The sequence below is a fragment of the Streptomyces sp. NPDC037273 genome, from assembly GCF_055603625.1.
The window spans coordinates 202,227-218,055 of record NZ_JBVJVO010000012.1 but is presented as its reverse complement, the minus strand read 5'-3'; the positions used below and the strand labels follow the sequence as shown (position 1 = coordinate 218,055).

The 15,829-nt window shown below is 72.2% G+C and carries 16 protein-coding genes; 9 read left to right on the top strand and 7 right to left on the bottom strand.

The features are described 5' to 3' along the window. Window positions 1–206: 206 nt before the first annotated feature. Window positions 207–602, bottom strand: a complete 396-nt coding sequence (locus ACZ7G1_RS28675) for an ATP-binding protein (RefSeq protein WP_470876918.1) — start codon at window positions 600–602, stop codon at window positions 207–209. Window positions 603–744: 142 nt separating this feature from the next. Between ACZ7G1_RS28675 and ACZ7G1_RS28670 the strand changes: the two genes are divergently transcribed. Then, a complete protein-coding gene (locus tag ACZ7G1_RS28670; protein WP_470876920.1) occupies window positions 745–1,611 on the top strand; it encodes a helix-turn-helix domain-containing protein in 867 nt (288 codons plus the stop codon). Continuing rightward, complete coding sequence (locus tag ACZ7G1_RS28665) at window positions 1,608–1,799, top strand: DUF397 domain-containing protein (RefSeq protein ID WP_470876922.1); 192 nt, start codon at window positions 1,608–1,610, stop codon at window positions 1,797–1,799. Before ACZ7G1_RS28670 ends, ACZ7G1_RS28665 begins: the two co-directional genes overlap by 4 nt. 51 nt (window positions 1,800–1,850) lie before the next feature. Here the strand turns inward: ACZ7G1_RS28665 and ACZ7G1_RS28660 are convergent, their stop codons facing one another. Continuing rightward, window positions 1,851–2,309, bottom strand: a complete 459-nt coding sequence (locus ACZ7G1_RS28660; RefSeq protein WP_470877095.1) for a VOC family protein — start codon at window positions 2,307–2,309, stop codon at window positions 1,851–1,853. Between the two features lie 30 nt (window positions 2,310–2,339). On the opposite strand from ACZ7G1_RS28660, the gene ACZ7G1_RS28655 reads away from it, so the two are divergent. Both ACZ7G1_RS28655 and ACZ7G1_RS28650 read left to right on the top strand, forming a co-directional pair. After that, window positions 2,340–2,966, top strand: a complete 627-nt coding sequence (locus ACZ7G1_RS28655; RefSeq protein WP_470876924.1) for a CGNR zinc finger domain-containing protein — start codon at window positions 2,340–2,342, stop codon at window positions 2,964–2,966. A 154-nt stretch (window positions 2,967–3,120) separates the two neighbouring features. Then, complete coding sequence (locus ACZ7G1_RS28650; RefSeq protein WP_470876926.1) at window positions 3,121–3,774, top strand: NADPH-dependent F420 reductase; 654 nt, start codon at window positions 3,121–3,123, stop codon at window positions 3,772–3,774. On the opposite strand, the gene ACZ7G1_RS28645 is transcribed toward ACZ7G1_RS28650, so the two are convergent. Beyond that, window positions 3,717–4,364, bottom strand: a complete 648-nt coding sequence (locus ACZ7G1_RS28645; protein WP_470876928.1) for a DUF4291 domain-containing protein — start codon at window positions 4,362–4,364, stop codon at window positions 3,717–3,719. The two genes, ACZ7G1_RS28650 and ACZ7G1_RS28645, sit on opposite strands and share 58 nt — an antisense overlap. Window positions 4,365–4,483: 119 nt before the next feature. On the opposite strand from ACZ7G1_RS28645, the gene ACZ7G1_RS28640 reads away from it, so the two are divergent. Next, window positions 4,484–4,804 carry a DUF6401 family natural product biosynthesis protein gene (locus ACZ7G1_RS28640; protein WP_470876930.1) on the top strand — a complete coding sequence of 107 codons (321 nt, stop codon included), beginning with the start codon at window positions 4,484–4,486 and terminating at the stop codon, window positions 4,802–4,804. Here ACZ7G1_RS28640 and rarD read toward each other — a convergent pair. Beyond that, on the bottom strand, window positions 4,773–5,849 hold the full coding sequence (gene rarD / locus ACZ7G1_RS28635) for an EamA family transporter RarD (protein WP_470876932.1): 1,077 nt from the start codon (window positions 5,847–5,849) through the stop codon (window positions 4,773–4,775). The two genes, ACZ7G1_RS28640 and rarD, sit on opposite strands and share 32 nt — an antisense overlap. Window positions 5,850–5,951: 102 nt before the next feature. Next, entirely contained in the window at window positions 5,952–6,818 is an 867-nt protein-coding gene (locus ACZ7G1_RS28630; protein ID WP_470876934.1) for an SDR family oxidoreductase, read from the bottom strand. Window positions 6,819–6,926: 108 nt separating this feature from the next. Between ACZ7G1_RS28630 and ACZ7G1_RS28625 the strand changes: the two genes are divergently transcribed. The 4 genes from ACZ7G1_RS28625 (at window position 6,927) to ACZ7G1_RS28610 (ending at window position 12,663) form a co-directional block, all read left to right on the top strand. Then, window positions 6,927–7,322, top strand: a complete 396-nt coding sequence (locus ACZ7G1_RS28625; RefSeq protein ID WP_470876936.1) for a winged helix-turn-helix transcriptional regulator — start codon at window positions 6,927–6,929, stop codon at window positions 7,320–7,322. Between the two features lie 65 nt (window positions 7,323–7,387). Further along, a complete protein-coding gene (locus ACZ7G1_RS28620; RefSeq protein WP_470876938.1) occupies window positions 7,388–8,245 on the top strand; it encodes a hypothetical protein in 858 nt (285 codons plus the stop codon). Next, window positions 8,245–10,482 carry a bifunctional serine/threonine-protein kinase/ABC transporter substrate-binding protein gene (locus tag ACZ7G1_RS28615; RefSeq protein WP_470876940.1) on the top strand — a complete coding sequence of 746 codons (2,238 nt, stop codon included), beginning with the start codon at window positions 8,245–8,247 and terminating at the stop codon, window positions 10,480–10,482. Before ACZ7G1_RS28620 ends, ACZ7G1_RS28615 begins: the two co-directional genes overlap by 1 nt. A 3-nt stretch (window positions 10,483–10,485) precedes the next feature. Then, the gene (locus ACZ7G1_RS28610) at window positions 10,486–12,663 is read left to right on the top strand and encodes a bifunctional serine/threonine-protein kinase/ABC transporter substrate-binding protein (RefSeq protein ID WP_470876942.1); all 2,178 of its coding nucleotides are present in this window, start codon (window positions 10,486–10,488) and stop codon (window positions 12,661–12,663) included. Window positions 12,664–12,716: 53 nt separating this feature from the next. Here ACZ7G1_RS28610 and ACZ7G1_RS28605 read toward each other — a convergent pair whose 3' ends face one another. Beyond that, complete coding sequence (locus ACZ7G1_RS28605) at window positions 12,717–13,769, bottom strand: 2-oxoacid:ferredoxin oxidoreductase subunit beta (protein WP_470876943.1); 1,053 nt, start codon at window positions 13,767–13,769, stop codon at window positions 12,717–12,719. Next, window positions 13,762–15,699, bottom strand: a complete 1,938-nt coding sequence (locus tag ACZ7G1_RS28600; RefSeq protein WP_470876945.1) for a 2-oxoacid:acceptor oxidoreductase subunit alpha — start codon at window positions 15,697–15,699, stop codon at window positions 13,762–13,764. Before ACZ7G1_RS28600 ends, ACZ7G1_RS28605 begins: the two co-directional genes overlap by 8 nt. Window positions 15,700–15,829 lie beyond the last annotated feature (130 nt).

The following is a 15,829-nucleotide window of genomic DNA, read 5'->3' as shown; positions in this document are numbered from 1 at the left end:
ACGTGTTGCTGGGGTTGGCGCCGAGCATATGCCAGGCAACCAGCCTCAAATCCAGCCCAGTTGGACTAAGTCACCCTTGTGAGTGACGGGTGGGCAATGGGAGGGATGGAGGGGTTGGGTAGGGATTTCCCAGGGCTTTAAGTCTTTTACGTCCCGGGCCCCCGCGACGCCGATCCCCGCGACGCCGATCCCGCGACGCGGCGCGGCTACGACAGGCCCAGTTCCGCCCACACCGTCTTGCGCGGTACGGGCCCGGGCCGTACGCCCCAGCTCCGCGCGAGGCCCTCCACGATGAGCAGTCCCCGCCCGGCCGTGACGGGCAGCCGGTCACCCCGCGTATCGACCACCTCGATACGGAGGGCGTCCCCGGTGGCGGACATCGCGAGCCGGAAGTCCCGGCCCGGCACCCGGCCGTGCGTCACGGCGTTCGCGGCGAGCTCGGCGACGATGCTCGCCGCCGGCGCGGCCACGTACTCCAGCCCCCAGGAACGCAGCTGCTCCACGGCGAGCAATCGTGCGAGGCGGGCGCCGCGAGGTGTCGCGGAGAGCTGGATTCCGAATTGGCGTACGGACGCCACAAGTTGGGCCTGTTCCTCGTTCATGCCACCCAGCGTGGCGGCGTGTGCCTACGCTGCCCAGCGAACATGCCCTTACGTACGGTTACTGTCCTGCGTCTGTCCGGCCCTGTCCCGACTGTCTCGCGTGGCGCGCCGGGAAGGGCTGTGCCGAAGGAGGTGGGCACGCATGGGCGTGGACGAGGTGGACGGGACGGGGACAGAGGACGCGGGCTGGGAGGTGGAGCCGGGGGATGAGTCGGGCGCGGCGGTCGTCGCGGCGGTCGGGCGCCAGATCAGGCTGTGGAGAGAGACCAAGGGGCTGAGCGCAGTCGAGTTCGGTGCGCGCATCGGCTACGGCGAGGACCTCATCCGCAAGATCGAGCGTGGGGACCGTATCCCGCGCCCTGAGTACCTGGACAAGGTGGACAAGGTGGTGGGCGCAGGCGGGATCATCTCGGCGATGAAGGGGGACATCGAGCTGGTCCGATACCCGAAGAAGCTGCGGAGTCTGGCGAAGCTTGAGGAGCGGGCGGTCGAGTTCTGCATGTACAGCAACTACAACGTCCACGGCCTGCTGCAGACGCAGGAGTTCTCGCGGGAACTCCTGTGCACGCGGCGGCCCACGTACGGGCCGGAGGAGCTGGAGCGGCACGTGGCATCGCGCATGCAGCGCCAGAAGGTGCTGGAGTGCGCGCCCGGCCCCGAATTCAGTTTCGTCCAGGAAGAGGCGACGCTCAGGCGGCCCATCGGGGGGAAAATGGTGCTGCGCCGCCAGCTCGAACACCTCTTGGAAGTGGGTGAGTTGCCCAATGTGGAGATCCAAGTGATGCCGACCGCACGGGCCGACCACCCGGGGTCGGGCGGTTTGATCGAGCTGTTGAAGTTCGGGGACGGTACGGCGGTGGGCCGCTCCGAAGGAATCTTCAACGGCCGTCCGGTCTCTGACCTCAAGCGACTCCGGATCTTGGAACTGCGCTATGGCATCATCCGCTCCAAGGCCCTGACTCCTCTGGAGTCCCGGGACTTCATCGAGCAACTGCTGGGAGAGACGTGACCGGAAACCCCGAGCTGGACTGGTTCAAGAGCAGCTTCAGCAGCAACAGCGAAGGTGACGACTGCGTCGAGGTCGCCACCACCCCCGGCACCGTCCACGTCCGTGACTCCAAGGACATCGCGCGCCCGCACTTCGCCGTCGGCCTCGCCGCCTGGGCCGGGTTCGTCGCGTACGCCTCCGGCGAGTAAGACCCGCGCGCCCGCGCCCTCATCAGGCGGGGGCGCGGGCGGCCTCCGGCGTCAGTGGACGCAGAACTCGTTGCCCTCGGGGTCGGCCATGACGACCCAGGAGCCAGAAGGCTCGTCGACGCGGCGGAGGACTTTGGCGCCGAGGGCGCCGAGGCGGTCGACCTCCGCCTCGCGGGTGCCCGGGGCCGGGTGGAGGTCGAGGTGGAGGCGGTTCTTGGTGGTCTTGGGCTCGGGGACGCGCTGGATGAGCAGGCGGCGTCCCTTGCCGCCGCCGGTCTCGGGGTCGTAAGGGTCGTCCGGGTGGCGGACGGCGGCGAGATCTCGCCAGCCGAGGCGGGAGTGGTCGGTGCCCTCGTGGAGGGTGAGCGTCGCTTCGGCGGGGACGGCCCCGAACCCGAGGAGGCGCTGGATGTGGGCGTCGTGGTCCTCCTCCAGGTAGTGGAGGGCGGCTGCCCAGAAGGCGGCCTGGGCGTGCGGGTCGTTGGCGTCGAGGACGAGCTTCCAGTGCATCGCGGTCATGTAACTAGTTATAGTGGTTACATGACCGACCTCGCCACCGGAAACGCTGGAAACGCTGGAATCGCCGGGATGGTTCTGCACCACCCCGACGGGCAGCGCTTCCGTTTCGACGCCGGCGCCCTCTGCCTCGAACTGCTGCTGACCGGCGGCACGGGGCCCGTCGCCAGCCGCTTCGAGGTCCTCGACCACGTTGACGGGTTGCTTGACTGGGTCAGGGACTGCCGGCTCGCCCCCGGACTCGACGTGACCGTCACGGAGGCGGAACTCAGGGCCGTACGGGCCACCCGGGACGCGCTGTGGGGCCTGGCCCTCGCACGGGCCGAGGGCGGACCGTACGCACCCGACGAGCTGGCCGTCGTGAACGCCGCCGCGGCCGGGGCGCCGCTCGCCGCCGAGATCCGGCCCGACGGCACGCGCGCGTGGGCGCCGGGGGCGACCGGGGCCGGGCTCCTGGCGACGGTCGCCCGGGACGCCGTCGACCTCCTGGCGGGGCCGTACGCCGACCGGATCAGGGTCTGCGGCGCCGACGACTGCGCGCTCCTCTTCGCCGACACCTCGCGCCCGGGGCGCCGCCGTTGGTGCTCGATGGACCGCTGCGGCAACCGGCACAAGGTGCGCGCGCACCGGGCTCGTACCGGCGAGGCCTGACCTCGGGAAAGGGCCCGGTCGTCACGGGACGGAACGGGACGGCGCGCGGGACCGCGAGGACGTAGGGTCGGGCTCCGGAACAGCCGGTACGCGTACGGGAGTCGGGCTCCCGGGTCGGCCCGCCGGTCACACGTCCTCGAAGGAGCGCACGTACATGCAGATCGCCGTACTGGGAACGGGTGAGGTCGGCCGCCGCCTCGCCGGCAAGCTGGTCTCGCTCGGCCACGAGGTCACGCTGGGCTCCCGCACCGCGGACAACGCCGAGGCCGTGAAGTGGGCGGCGGAACACGGCGCCCGGAACGGCACGTTCGCCGACGCGGCCGCCGGCGCCGAGCTGGTCGTGAACGCGACCGGCGGGCTCGTCTCGCTCGCCGCCCTCCAAGCGGCGGGCGCCGAGAACCTGCGGGGCAAGGTCGTCGTCGACGTGTCCAACCCGCTGGACTTCTCCGAGGGCTTCCCGCCGAAGGTCGCGACGTTCGACGGGCTCAGCCTCGCCGAGCACCTGCAGAAGGCGTTCCCGGAGGCCCGGGTGGTCAAGACGCTCAACACGATGACCAACACGGTCATGGTCGAGCCGGGCCGTGTGCCCGGAAACCACAACGTCTTCCTCAGCGGCGACGACGAGGCCGCGAAGGCGGTCGTCACCGAGCTGCTGGTCTCCTTCGGCTGGACGGCCGACCGGGTCCTCGACCTCGGCGACCTCTCCACCGCCCGCGCGACCGAGCAGATGCTCCCGATCTGGCTGCGGCTCTACGGCGTGCTCGGCACCGGGGACTTCAACTTCGCGGTCTCCGTCGCCGGGTCCTGAACGAGCAGGTGGTCCAGGAGGCCGCCGGGCACCGGATACGGCTCCTCGCGGGGGAGCAGCCGGCCCGCGGCCTCCAGGTCACCGGCCCTGACGAGGCCGTGCACCTCGCGGGCGAGCGCGGTCACGTCGGTGATCCCGACCGTCCACTCGTCCGCGTACGCGCGGGAGGCCTCGCCCGCCAGCCCGAGCTGGAGCGAGCGGTGCGGCAGCGGCCGCAGGTGAAGGTCGCGCTCCGGGTCCCACTGGACCCGCGCCGGGGACGTCTTCAGCTGCCGCTGCCAGGTGGCGCGGTCGGCGTGGAAGCCGCGGACGTAGTGCGAGAGGCAGGCGTTCCGCAGGGCCCATTCGAAGCCCTCGCGGATGATCTCCACGGCGAGGACCGTCTCCTGGCCCTCCTTCTCGCCCCAGCCGCAGCGGTACATCATCCACAGGAACGACGGCTTGATCCACGTCATCCGGTCCCGCTTCCACGTGGACGGAAACCGCCCGTTCCGTGCCGCCGGCAGCCCGATCCCGGGCCGGTAGGCCTGGTAGACGGTGACGGTGTCCGGGGTGTGGAGCGCCCGGATCCGGTACTTCGGTTCTTCCATGGCCCCCAGAGTGCGGGGCGGCCGCCCGCCGGGGCCACCGGATTTCCGGGCCCTCCGGCGTGCCCGGCTGCGACCGAAGTCACGGCCGGGGCGGCCCCGGGCGGCCCTAATGTGGAGGGATGAACGATTCGCCCGGCTGCCCGCTGATCGGTGTCGCCGCCGCGTACCTGCCCCGGCTCTCGGAGCTCGCCTCCGACCCCGGGCTCGCGGCCGCCGTCGACCAGCACGCCGCGGCCGTCCGCGACGCCCTGATCCCGGCCCAGCGCGGCGCCGCCCGCCGCCGGGCCGTGCGGCGCGAGGAGCTCGGCGACTACGTCCTCGGCTTCACCGACTGGCTCACCGAGGCCCGCTGGACCGAGCCCGCCGGCCACGACTTCGCGACCCTGCGCCTCACCGCGGTCTGCTGGCTCATCCGCGAACACGACCTGCTGGCGGCGTAGCACCCTCCGCCCCGAGCGCCACCGGGGCCTCCGGCATGGGCGCCACCGGGGCCACCGGCGCCTCCGACCCGAGCGTCACTGGCGCCTCCGGCGCCTCCGGCGCCTCCGGCGCGGGCGCCTCGGCCGCCGACGTGGCCAGGGCCGCCTCGACCTCGGCGCGGCTGCGGCGGGCCGTGCGCAGGGCGTCCCAGGTGAGGAGGGTCAGGGCGAGCCAGACGAGGGAGAAGCCGGCCCAGCGCTCGGCGGGCATCGCCTCGTGGAAGTAGACGACGCCGAGCAGGAACTGGAAGGTCGGCGCCAGGTACTGGAGGAGGCCCAGGGTCGACAGCGGTACGCGGATGGCGGCCGCGCCGAAGCAGACCAGCGGCAGCGCGGTCACGACGCCGGTGGCGGCGAGCAGGGCCGTGTGGCCCGCGCCGTGGGCGCCGAAGGCCAGGCCGCCGCCGGCGCCGAGCCACACGAGGTAGCCGAGGGCGGGCAGGAACTGGACGGCGGTCTCGGCGGCGAGCGATTCGAGGCCGCCGAGGTTGACCTTCTTCTTGACCAGGCCGTAGACGGCGAAGGAGAAGGCGAGGGTGAGCGAGATCCACGGCGGACGCCCGTACCCGATGGCGAGGACGAGGACGGCGGTGAAGCCGACGCCGACGGCCGCCCACTGCGCGGGCCGCAGCCGTTCCTTCAGGACGAGGACGCCGAGGGCGATGGTGACGAGCGGGTTGATGAAGTAGCCGAGGGAGGCCTCGACGACGTGGCCGGTGTTCACGGACCAGATGTAGAGGCCCCAGTTCACCGTGATGACGGCGGCGGCCAGGGTGATCATGCCGAGCTTGCGCGGGCTTGCCACCAGCTCGCGGATCCAGCCCCAGCGGCGGAGCGCGAGCAGCGCGACGCCGACGAAGACCAGGGACCACACCATCCGGTGGGCGAGGATCTCGATCGCGCCGGCGGGCTTGAGGAGCGGCCAGAAGAGCGGGACCAGGCCCCACATGCCGTAGGCGCCGATCCCGTAGAGCAAGCCTGCTCTTCCTTCGTCTTCCGTCTTCACCGGACCTCCCGCCCTGCCTGCCCCGCGCCGTGCTGTCCTGTCGAAGGTAGCGCCGCGCGGGGCGGGTTGTCATGCCCGTACCGCGATACGGTCATGACGCCCTCAGGCGCCGGCCAGCGCCTCCTTGATCGTGACCGCGACCGGGGTCGTCGGGCGGCCGATCAGGCGGGCCAGATCGCCGGTCCGCCGGGCCAGCGCACCGCCCCGGACGGCGCGGTCGACGTCGACCAGGATCTCGGCGAAGACCTGCGGGACGCCGGCACCCGTGAGGATCGTGAGGTGGGTCTCGGCGGGCACGTCGCTGTACGTGATCTCCCGGCCGGTCTGCGCGGCGACCTCGGCCGCGTACTCCGCGAACGACCACGCGGTGTCGCCGCTGAGCTCGTAGACCTTCCCCAGGTGCTCGTCGGCCGGACCGGTCAGGACGGCGGCCGCGGCGGCCGCGTAGTCGGCACGGGAGGCGGAGGCGACCCGGCCCTCGCCGGCGCTGGCGACGACGGCGCCGTGCTCCAGTACGGGGGCGAGGTTGCCGGTGTAGTTCTCGGAGTACCAGCCGTTGCGGAGGAAGGTGTACGGCACGCCCGACGCCAGGATCAGCCGCTCGGTCTCCTTGTGCTCGGCCGCCAGGTCGAAGTCGGCCTCGTCCCCGCCGAGGACCCCGGTGTACGCGAGCTGGGCCACGCCCGCCGCCTTGGCCGCGTCGATCACCGCGGCGTGCTGCGGCACCCGCTGCCCGACCTCGCTGCCCGAGATCAGCAGCACCCGGTCGCCGGCCCCGAAGACCTCCGCGAGCGTCTCCGGACGGCTGTAGTCGGCGATCCGCAGCTCCACCCCGCGCTCCGCCAGCTCGGCCGCCTTCTCCTTGTTCCGCACGACGGCGGCGACGGACTCGGCGGGGACGGTGGCGAGGAGGGCGTCGATGACGAGACGGCCGAGCTGGCCGGTGGCTCCGGTGACGACGATGCTCATGATGCTTCCTTCTTCCCGGGGTGCGGTGGGGTGCTGCTCACTCGATGCACTCACCGTACGTGGGGCGCTAACTAAAGGAAAGTACCCACTTTGAAGTAAGGTACTGGCATGGGAGTAAGTAAGCCGGCGAACGTGAACGAGCCGATGTGCCCCTCGCGCCTCGTCCTGGAGCACGTCACCAGCCGCTGGGGCGTCCTGATCCTCGCCGCCCTGCTGGAGCGCTCGTACCGCTTCAGCGAGCTACGGCGCCTGATCGGCGGCGTCAGCGAGAAGATGCTCGCCCAGACCCTCCAGACCCTGGAGCGCGACGGCTTCGTCCACCGCGACGCCAAACCCGTCATCCCGCCCCGCGTCGACTACACCCTCACCGACCTCGGCACCGAGGCCGCCCGACAGGTCTGGGAGCTCGCCCGATGGACCGAGCGCCGGATCGGCGTCGTCGAGGAGGCCCGCGCCCGCTACGACGAGGCACGTCGCGAGCGTGCCACGGATCGGTCCCAATGATGTTGTAAGTGGGGCGAGTTGTCGGTGCCTCGCCGTACGATCTGCTCACTGTTCGTGGGGAAACCGTGAGTGACCGTGGGGGAACTGTGGCGTACGGGGACCGAAGACTGTGGCGTGCCTGCTGTGGCGTACTCCTGGGCGGGGTGATCGCCGCCGGCTGCACCAGCGGCGGTGAGAAACCCGACGACAACGCAGCCAAACCGAGCACGAGCGCGCCGGCGGCCCCGACCAAGGCCCCCACCACCGCACCCACCCCGACCGCGCTCGACTTCACGCCCGACCCCAAGCGCGCCCCCAAGACCGAGGCCGAGGCCCGCCGCCTCGCCCTCGCCGTCGTCGCCGGCCCCGACGCCTGGGCCCCGGGGTACGTCAAACGCACCCCGTACCTCAGCGACCCCGACTACTGGCCCGTCCTCGGCGAGAACTGCTCCTGGGAGACCGGCACCAAGCCCGCGAGCGTGCTCGCCAGCGTCACCGCCTACAGCGAGTTCCCCGCGACCGGTGGCAAGGGCGTCCTGAGGGTCGCCGCCACCGTCACCGTGCACCGGACTGAGTCCGACGCCGACTGGGAGATGGCCTCCACCCTCGAAGAGGCGCTGAACTGCCCTGACCAGAAGCTCCGGGACGGCGAGCGCGTCACCGGACTCATGTCGCTCGGCAACCCCTTCGGCGTCGGCGGCAACGCCACCGCCCACGACGCGATCCGCGAGGGCGGCTCCTACGTCAACGACGCGGTGAAGGGGAAGCAGCCCTACAGCTGGTACCAGTCCCGGCTGGGCCAGGTCACCGTCGCCACCGTCGTGAAGGGAGCCCCCGGCTACCAGGAGTTGAGCGACGCCACCACCACCGGCACGTCCCAGGCGCAGGTCCAGGCCCTCGTCACCATGCTCGAACGCGCCGAGGCCGAGCTGGAGGTCAAGTAATGAACCCCACCACACCGCAACCCGAACCCGGCGCCCTCCAGCCGCTGCTGCCCTCCGACCCCTCGGCCATCGCCGGCTACCGGCTCCTCGGCCGGCTCGGCGCCGGCGGCATGGGCGTCGTCTACCTCGGCCGCACCGCCGCGGGCGAACTCGCCGCCGTCAAGGTCACCCACGCCGACCAGGCCGACCAGCCCGACTTCCGGGCCCGCTTCCGCCGCGAGGTCGAGGCCGCCCGCCGGGTCTCCAGCCCGTGGGCCGTCCCCGTCACCGGCGCCGACCCCGACGCCCCCGAACCCTGGATGGCCACCGCCTTCGTCGCGGGCCCCTCCCTCGGCGAGGCCGTCGCCGCACACGGCCCGCTGCCCGAGCGGAGCGTCCGCCTCCTCGGCTGGTCCGTCGCCCGCGCCCTCGCCGCCGTCCACGCCGCCGGACTCGTCCACCGCGACGTCAAGCCGGGCAACGTCCTCCTCGCCGTCGACGGCCCCCGCCTCATCGACTTCGGCATCGCCCGCGCCACCGGAGAGACCGCCCTCACCGCCACCGACATGGTCGTCGGCACCCCCGGCTTCCTCGCCCCCGAGCAGGCCGAGGCCCGCACCGACGCCATCGGCCCGCCCGCCGACGTCTTCGCCCTCGGCTGCCTCCTCGCCTACGCGGCGACCGGCCGCCCGCCCTTCGGCACCGGCGCCGTCGACGCCCTGATGTACCGGACCGTCCACGACGAACCTGACCTCACCGGCGTACCCGAAGGCCTGCTCGACCTCGTCCGGGCCTGCCTCGCCAAGGACCCGGCCGGACGGCCTACCGCGGCCGAGATCGGCGTCCGGCTCGTCGAGGACAGCCCCGGCGACGGCGCCGAATGGCTCCCCGCGCCCGTCGTCCGGACGATCGCCGAACGCTCCGCCCGGATGCTCGCCCTCCCCGAGATCGACGCCACCGAGGCCGGCGCCACCACCGGCCCGGCCGCCCCGGAGAAGAGCCGACGCGGCTTCCTGCTGCTCGCCTCCGGCGCCGCCGTGCTGGCCGTCGGCGGCGGCGCGGCGGCCGTCTGGGCGGGGCTCGGCGACGACGACAGGACGGACGGCAAGGGCGGCGGCAAGAAGCCCGCACCGCCCCGCACCAGCTGGACCATCGGCGTCCTCGCCGACCTGTCCGGGCCGACCAAGGAGATCGGCCGTGCCCAGGAGAACGGCGCACGCCTGGCCGTCGAGCAGTTCAACGCCCGCAAGGACAAGCCCTTCACGCTCGGCCTCAAGGTGGTCGACGACCGCGGTGACGCGTCGCGGGCTCTGAAGACTGCCGGGGTACTCACCGCCGACCCCGGAGTCCTCGCCGTCCTCGGCCCCACCGGCGACGCCGTCGCCGAGGCCGCCATGCCCGCCTTCGAGGAGTCCGGCATTCCGCTGATCACGGTCTCAGCCGGGTACAACCTGCTCACCCTGCGCTCGGGCAGCGCGAAGAACGAGACGTTCCTGCGCGCCATCCCGAACCACATCAGCGCGGGCACGCACCTCTCCTTCGCCGCCACCCTGCTGCCCGAGATGCGTCGCCCCGGAGTCCTGGAGGACCGGACCGAGGACCGATACAGCTGGCAGGTCACCGGCGGCGTCCGCTTCGGCTTCGGACAGGCCGGCATCGCCCCGCACTTCCGGGTCGTCCCCGCCCACGGCGACGCGCGCGCGTACCGCCGGGTGCTCGGCGAGATGATCGACGCCGGCATCGACGCGTACATCCACTGCGGCGTCACCGAGACCGCCGTCCACGCTGCCCGAGCCCTCGCCGAACTCGGCTTCACCGGACCGAGGTTCACCGGCCAGGCCGTCTTCGGGCAGGACTTCGTCAAGCAGGCCGGGGCCGCAGCCGAAGGCTGGTACGTGTGCGCCCCCGTCGCCGACCCCGCCACGCAGAAGACGGCCGCCGCCTTCATCGCCGCCCACCGCAAGCGGTTCGGGACGGCCCCCGCGTACTACGCCGGCGAGTCGTACGACGTGGTCACGATGACGATCGGGCAGCTGGTGGCCCAGGCGAAGGCCGGCGGCAAACCCGCGCGCAAGGGCCTGTGGGCCGCGCTGCGCAAGCAGGACTACAAGGGCGTGATGGGCGGCTACAACTTCAACGAGTACGGCGACCTGGGGATGGGCGGGACGTTCGTCTTCGCGGTGCAGAACGGCGCGTACAAGCCGATCGGCTCCGCGCCCCTGCTGCCGAACAAGCCCAAGAACGACAAGAAGGCCTGACCCGTGCAGCCGCTCCGCAAGGCCGACCCGTCGACCCTCGCCGGCTACCGGCTCCTCGGGCGGCTCGGCGCCGGCGGCATGGGCGTCGTCTACCTCGCCCGTGGTGCCGGCGGAACCCTCGCCGCCCTCAAGCTCATCCGTGCCGAGCACGCCGCCGACCCCGGCTTCCGGGAACGGTTCCGCCGCGAAGCCCGCGCCGCCGAACGCATCACCGGCCGCTGGGTCGTCCGCGTCCTCGGCGCCGACCCCGAGGCCCGGGAGCCGTGGCTCGCCACCGAGTACGTCCCCGGGCCCTCGCTCGCCGAGGCCGTCGGCCTGCACGGCGCTCTCCCCGAACCGACCGTCCGGGCCCTGGGTGCCCGCCTCGCCTCCGCCCTCGCCGACATGCACGAGGCGGGGCTCGTCCACAGGGACGTCAAGCCCGGGAACGTCCTCCTCGCGCTCGACGGGCCGCGCCTCATCGACTTCGGCATCGCCCGCTCCGCCGGGCAGACCGCCCTGACCGCCACCGACGCCATGGTCGGCACCCCCGGATTCCTCGCACCGGAACAGGCACGCGTCGCCGGGGCGGGCGAGGTCGGCCCGGCCAGCGACGTCTTCTCACTGGGCTGCGTCCTCGCGTACGCGCTCACCGGCGAACGCCCCTTCGGCACGGGCGGGGTGGCCGCCGTCGTCTACCGCACCGTCCACGAGGAACCTGACCTCGACGGCGTCCCCGACTCCCTGCTCCCGCTCGTCGCCTCCTGCCTCGCCAAGGACCCGGCCGACCGGCCCACGGCCGCCGACGTCCGGCAGGCCCTGGGGCGCGCCGACGGCCCGGCCGGCGACTGGCTCCCGCCCGGTCTGCCCGCCCTGATCGCCCAGCGCTCCACCCGCGTCCTCGACCTGCCCGTCGCCGACCCGACCCTGCTCACTCAGGAGGAGCGGTCGTCGGGCGTCTCGCGGCGCCGCGTCCTCATGGCCGGCTCCGCCGCTGCCGTCGCAGGCGCCGGTGGCCTCACCGCCTGGCTGCTCACCCGCACTCCGGGCGGAACAGGCACGGGCGGCATTGGCGGCTCTCTCGCCTCGTACACGTTCGGCGTCGTCACCGACCTGAGCGGCCTCACCAAGTCGGACGGGCGCGGCCAGGAGCGTGGTATCCGGCTGGCCGTGGAGGAGTTCAACGCCCGCGCCGACCGGCCCTTCGACGTGCGACTCAGGGTCGAGGACGACGGGGGGAAATCGGAGCGGGCGAAGGCCGGGGCAGCCGCGCTGCTCAAGGACCCCGCGCTGGTAGGGGTGCTGGGGCCGACCACGGTTGACACCGCCATCGCCGTGGGGAACGAACTCGTCCGCCGCCGGACGGCATTGGCGAGTGTCATCGCTGACGTATCGATCGACCGGATCGAGGGCCAGGACACCAGGGTGACGTACTTCCAGCCGCGCCCTCTCCACGACCTGATGACCGTGCCCTTCGGCCGCTACCTCACCGCTCACGGAGCCGTCCGGACCGCCGTCGTGGAGGACCGGGCGGCGGGCCGGTACAGCTGGTACGCCGTCAAGAGCCTGAACGAGTACCCGCCGTCGGGAGACAAGGGCGGAGCGGTGACCTCGCACCCCGTCGAGGCGGACAGCGAGGACTTCGGCCCCGCCGTACGGGCCGCCCTCGCGACCGACCCGCAGGGCGTGATCTACGCGGGGATGTCGCCGCGCCGGGCCGCGCTGTGCGCCAAGGCCCTGCGCGAGCAGGGGTACCGGGGGCCCTGCGGCACCGTCGAGTACGTGCTTGAGCCGGAGTTCCTCGCCGTCGCCGGCACGGCCGCCGAGGGCTGGTATTTCGGCACCGGCTACGTCGACCCCGACGTGCTGCCGGCGGCCCGGAAGTTCGCGGCCGCGTACCGGAAACGCTGGGGCCTCGCCGGCGGGACCCCGGTCGACCGGTTCGCGACGGAAGCGTACGACGTCGCCAACTGGGCGCTCCAGGCACTGCGCACGGCGGCTGTGAACCACGCGGAGTCCGCCGCGTCGGGCGTCATCAACAGTCTGCTGGCGACCCCGTACACAGGGATCGCCAAGACGTACTCGGCCCGGACGACCAGGAACACGACCGCGGCCCTCGTGGGCCTCTACCTCTGGCAGGTGAAGGGCGGAGTGCCTCGATGCCTCGGGGAGTTCAAGGAGGCAGCCGCGAAGGGCACGTAAAAGGGCCCGGCCGACGCTCGTCGGCCGGGCCCCAGTGGCGTACGGGAACGGCCTCAGCCGACGACCGTCCACGTGTCGTTCCCCGCCAGCAGCCGGCCCAGGTCGCCCTGGCCGTTGCGCTCGACGGCCGTGTCGAGCTGCTCGGCCATCAGCGTGTCGTACACCGGGCGTTCGACCGACCGGAGGACGCCGATGGGGGTCTGGTGGAGGGTGTCGGGGTCGGCGAGCCGGGAGAGGGCGAAGGCGGTGGTGGGGGAGGCCGCGTGGGCGTCGTGGACGAGGACGCGGGACTCGTTCTCGGCCGTGACGGTGACGACCTCCAGGTCGCCGGTGGCGGGGTCGCGGACGACGCCCTTCTCGTTCTCGGCGCCGAAGCGGATCGGCTGGCCGTGCTCCAGGCGGATGACGGCTTCCTTGGCCTGGTCCTTGTCCTTGAGGGCCTCGAAGGCGCCGTCGTTGAAGATGTTGCAGTTCTGGTAGATCTCCACGAGCGCGGTGCCGTCGTGGTCGGCGGCCTGGCGGAGGACCTCGGTGAGGTGCTTGCGGTCGGAGTCGACCGTGCGGGCCACGAAGGAGGCCTCGGCGCCGAGCGCGAGGGACACCGGGTTGAAGGGGGCGTCGAGGGAGCCCATCGGCGTCGACTTGGTGATCTTGCCGATCTCGCTGGTCGGGCTGTACTGGCCCTTGGTGAGGCCGTAGATCCGGTTGTTGAACAGCAGGATCTTGAGGTTCACGTTGCGGCGCAGCGCGTGGATGAGGTGGTTGCCGCCGATGGAGAGGGCGTCGCCGTCGCCGGTGACGACCCAGACGGACAGGTCGCGGCGGGAGGTGGCGAGGCCGGTGGCGATGGCCGGGGCGCGGCCGTGGATGGAGTGCATCCCGTAGGTGTTCATGTAGTACGGGAAGCGGGAGGAGCAGCCGATGCCGGAGACGAAGACGATGTTCTCCTTCGCCAGGCCGAGTTCGGGCATGAAGCCCTGGACGGCGGCGAGGACGGCGTAGTCGCCGCAGCCGGGGCACCAGCGGACTTCCTGGTCGGACTTGAAGTCCTTCATGGTCTGGGCGGCCTCGGCCTTGGGCACCAGGTGCAGCAGGTTCTCAGCCATCGATGGCCTCCTTGAGGGCGGCGGCGAGCTGCTCGGCCTTGAACGGCATGCCGTTGACCTGGGTGTGGCTGCGGGCGTCGACGAGGTACTTGGCCCGGACGAGGGTGGCGAGCTGGCCGAGGTTCATCTCGGGGACGACGACCTTCTCGTACCGCCCCAGGACCTCGCCGAGGTTCTTCGGGAAGGGGTTGAGGTGGCGCAGGTGGGCCTGGGCGATGGGCTTGCCGGCGACCCGGAGGCGGCGGACGGCCGCCGTGATCGGCCCGTAGGTGGAGCCCCAGCCGAGGACCAGGGTGCTCGCGCCGTCCGGGTCGTCGACCTCGATGTCGGGGACGTCGATGCCGTCGACCTTGGCCTGCCGGGTGCGGACCATGAACTCGTGGTTGGCGGGGTCGTACGAGATGTTGCCGGTGCCGTCCTGCTTCTCGATGCCGCCGATGCGGTGTTCGAGGCCGGGGGTGCCGGGGACGGCCCAGGGGCGGGCGAGGGTCTCGGGGTCGCGCTTGTACGGCCAGAAGACCTCGGTGCCGTCGTCGAGCGTGTGGTTGGGGCCGGCGGCGAACGGTGTCCGCAGGTCGGGGAGCTCCTCGACCTCGGGGATCCGCCAGGGCTCGGAGCCGTTGGCGAGGTAGCCGTCGGAGAGCAGGAAGACCGGGGTGCGGTAGGTGAGCGCGATCCGGGCGGCCTCCAGGGCCGCGTCGAAGCAGTCGGCGGGGGTCTTCGGGGCCACGACCGGGACCGGGGCCTCGCCGTTCCTGCCGTACATGGCCTGGAGGAGGTCGGCCTGCTCGGTCTTGGTCGGCAGACCGGTCGACGGGCCGCCGCGCTGGATGTCGACGATCAGCAGCGGCAGCTCCAGGGAGACCGCGAGACCGATCGTCTCGCTCTTGAGCGCGACGCCCGGGCCCGAGGTGGTGGTCACGGCGAGTGAGCCGCCGAAGGCCGCGCCGAGCGCGGCGCCGATGCCGGCGATCTCGTCCTCGGCCTGGAAGGTGCGGACACCGAAGTTCTTGTGCTTGCTGAGCTCGTGCAGGATGTCCGAGGCCGGGGTGATCGGGTACGACCCGAGGTACAGCGGCAGGTCGGCCTGCCTGCTCGCGGCGACGAGCCCGTACGACAGGGCGAGGTTCCCGGAGATGTTGCGGTACGTGCCGGTGGGGAAGGCGCGGGTCGCGGGGGCGACCTCGTAGGAGACGGCGAAGTCCTCGGTGGTCTCGCCGAAGTTCCAGCCGGCCCGGAAGGCGGCCACGTTGGCCTCGGCGATCTGCGGTTTCTTCGCGAACTTCTGGCGCAGGAAGGTCTCGGTGCCCTCAGTCGGCCGGTGGTACATCCAGGAGAGCAGCCCGAGCGCGAACATGTTCTTCGAGCGCTCGGCCTCCTTCCGGGAGAGGCCGAACTCCTTCAGCGCCTCGATCGTCAGCGTCGTCAGCGGCACCGGGTGGACGTGGTACGCGTCCAGGGAGCCGTCTTCGAGGGGCGAGGTCGCGTAGCCGACCTTGGCCATGGCGCGCTTGGCGAACTCGTCGGTGTTGACGATGATCTCGCCGCCGCGCGGTACGTCCCCGATGTTGGCCTTCAGGGCGGCGGGGTTCATCGCGACCAGCACGTTCGGGGCGTCGCCCGGGGTCAGGATGTCGTGGTCGGCGAAGTGCAGCTGGAACGAGGAGACGCCCGGCAGGGTTCCGGCGGGTGCCCGGATCTCGGCCGGGAAGTTCGGCAGCGTGGAGAGGTCGTTCCCGAAGGACGCCGTCTCCGAGGTGAACCGGTCACCCGTGAGCTGCATGCCGTCACCGGAGTCGCCCGCGAAGCGGATGATCACGCGGTCGAGACGGCGCACTTCCTTCTCGGTGCCGTTGTGCGACGTCGCCGGGGCGCTGCGCTGCTCTCCGAGCAGGGCCTCACCGGCCTCGCTACTGACCTGGCTGGTCACTGAACTGGACCTCCCTCGCGGCAAGGGGACTCTCCGCCGGAGGCGGGAGAAGGCTCGGGATGCGGTCGGTCGATCACCGCCCGTCCCGAGGCCCACCCTACGACGGCAGGGTGGGCCTCCCCGGGACTTC

Bases quoted from the DNA above. Each gene is read 5' to 3' on its own strand.
- ACZ7G1_RS28675 (WP_470876918.1), bottom strand. From the start codon at position 602: ATGAACGAGGAACAGGCCCAACTTGTGGCGTCCGTACGCCAATTCGGA.
- ACZ7G1_RS28670 (WP_470876920.1), top strand. From the start codon at position 745: ATGGGCGTGGACGAGGTGGACGGGACGGGGACAGAGGACGCGGGCTGG.
- ACZ7G1_RS28660 (WP_470877095.1), bottom strand. From the start codon at position 2,309: ATGCACTGGAAGCTCGTCCTCGACGCCAACGACCCGCACGCCCAGGCC.
- ACZ7G1_RS28655 (WP_470876924.1), top strand. From the start codon at position 2,340: ATGACCGACCTCGCCACCGGAAACGCTGGAAACGCTGGAATCGCCGGG.
- ACZ7G1_RS28650 (WP_470876926.1), top strand. From the start codon at position 3,121: ATGCAGATCGCCGTACTGGGAACGGGTGAGGTCGGCCGCCGCCTCGCC.
- ACZ7G1_RS28645 (WP_470876928.1), bottom strand. From the start codon at position 4,364: ATGGAAGAACCGAAGTACCGGATCCGGGCGCTCCACACCCCGGACACC.
- ACZ7G1_RS28640 (WP_470876930.1), top strand. From the start codon at position 4,484: ATGAACGATTCGCCCGGCTGCCCGCTGATCGGTGTCGCCGCCGCGTAC.
- ACZ7G1_RS28630 (WP_470876934.1), bottom strand. From the start codon at position 6,818: ATGAGCATCGTCGTCACCGGAGCCACCGGCCAGCTCGGCCGTCTCGTC.
- ACZ7G1_RS28625 (WP_470876936.1), top strand. From the start codon at position 6,927: ATGGGAGTAAGTAAGCCGGCGAACGTGAACGAGCCGATGTGCCCCTCG.
- ACZ7G1_RS28615 (WP_470876940.1), top strand. From the start codon at position 8,245: ATGAACCCCACCACACCGCAACCCGAACCCGGCGCCCTCCAGCCGCTG.
- ACZ7G1_RS28605 (WP_470876943.1), bottom strand. From the start codon at position 13,769: ATGGCTGAGAACCTGCTGCACCTGGTGCCCAAGGCCGAGGCCGCCCAG.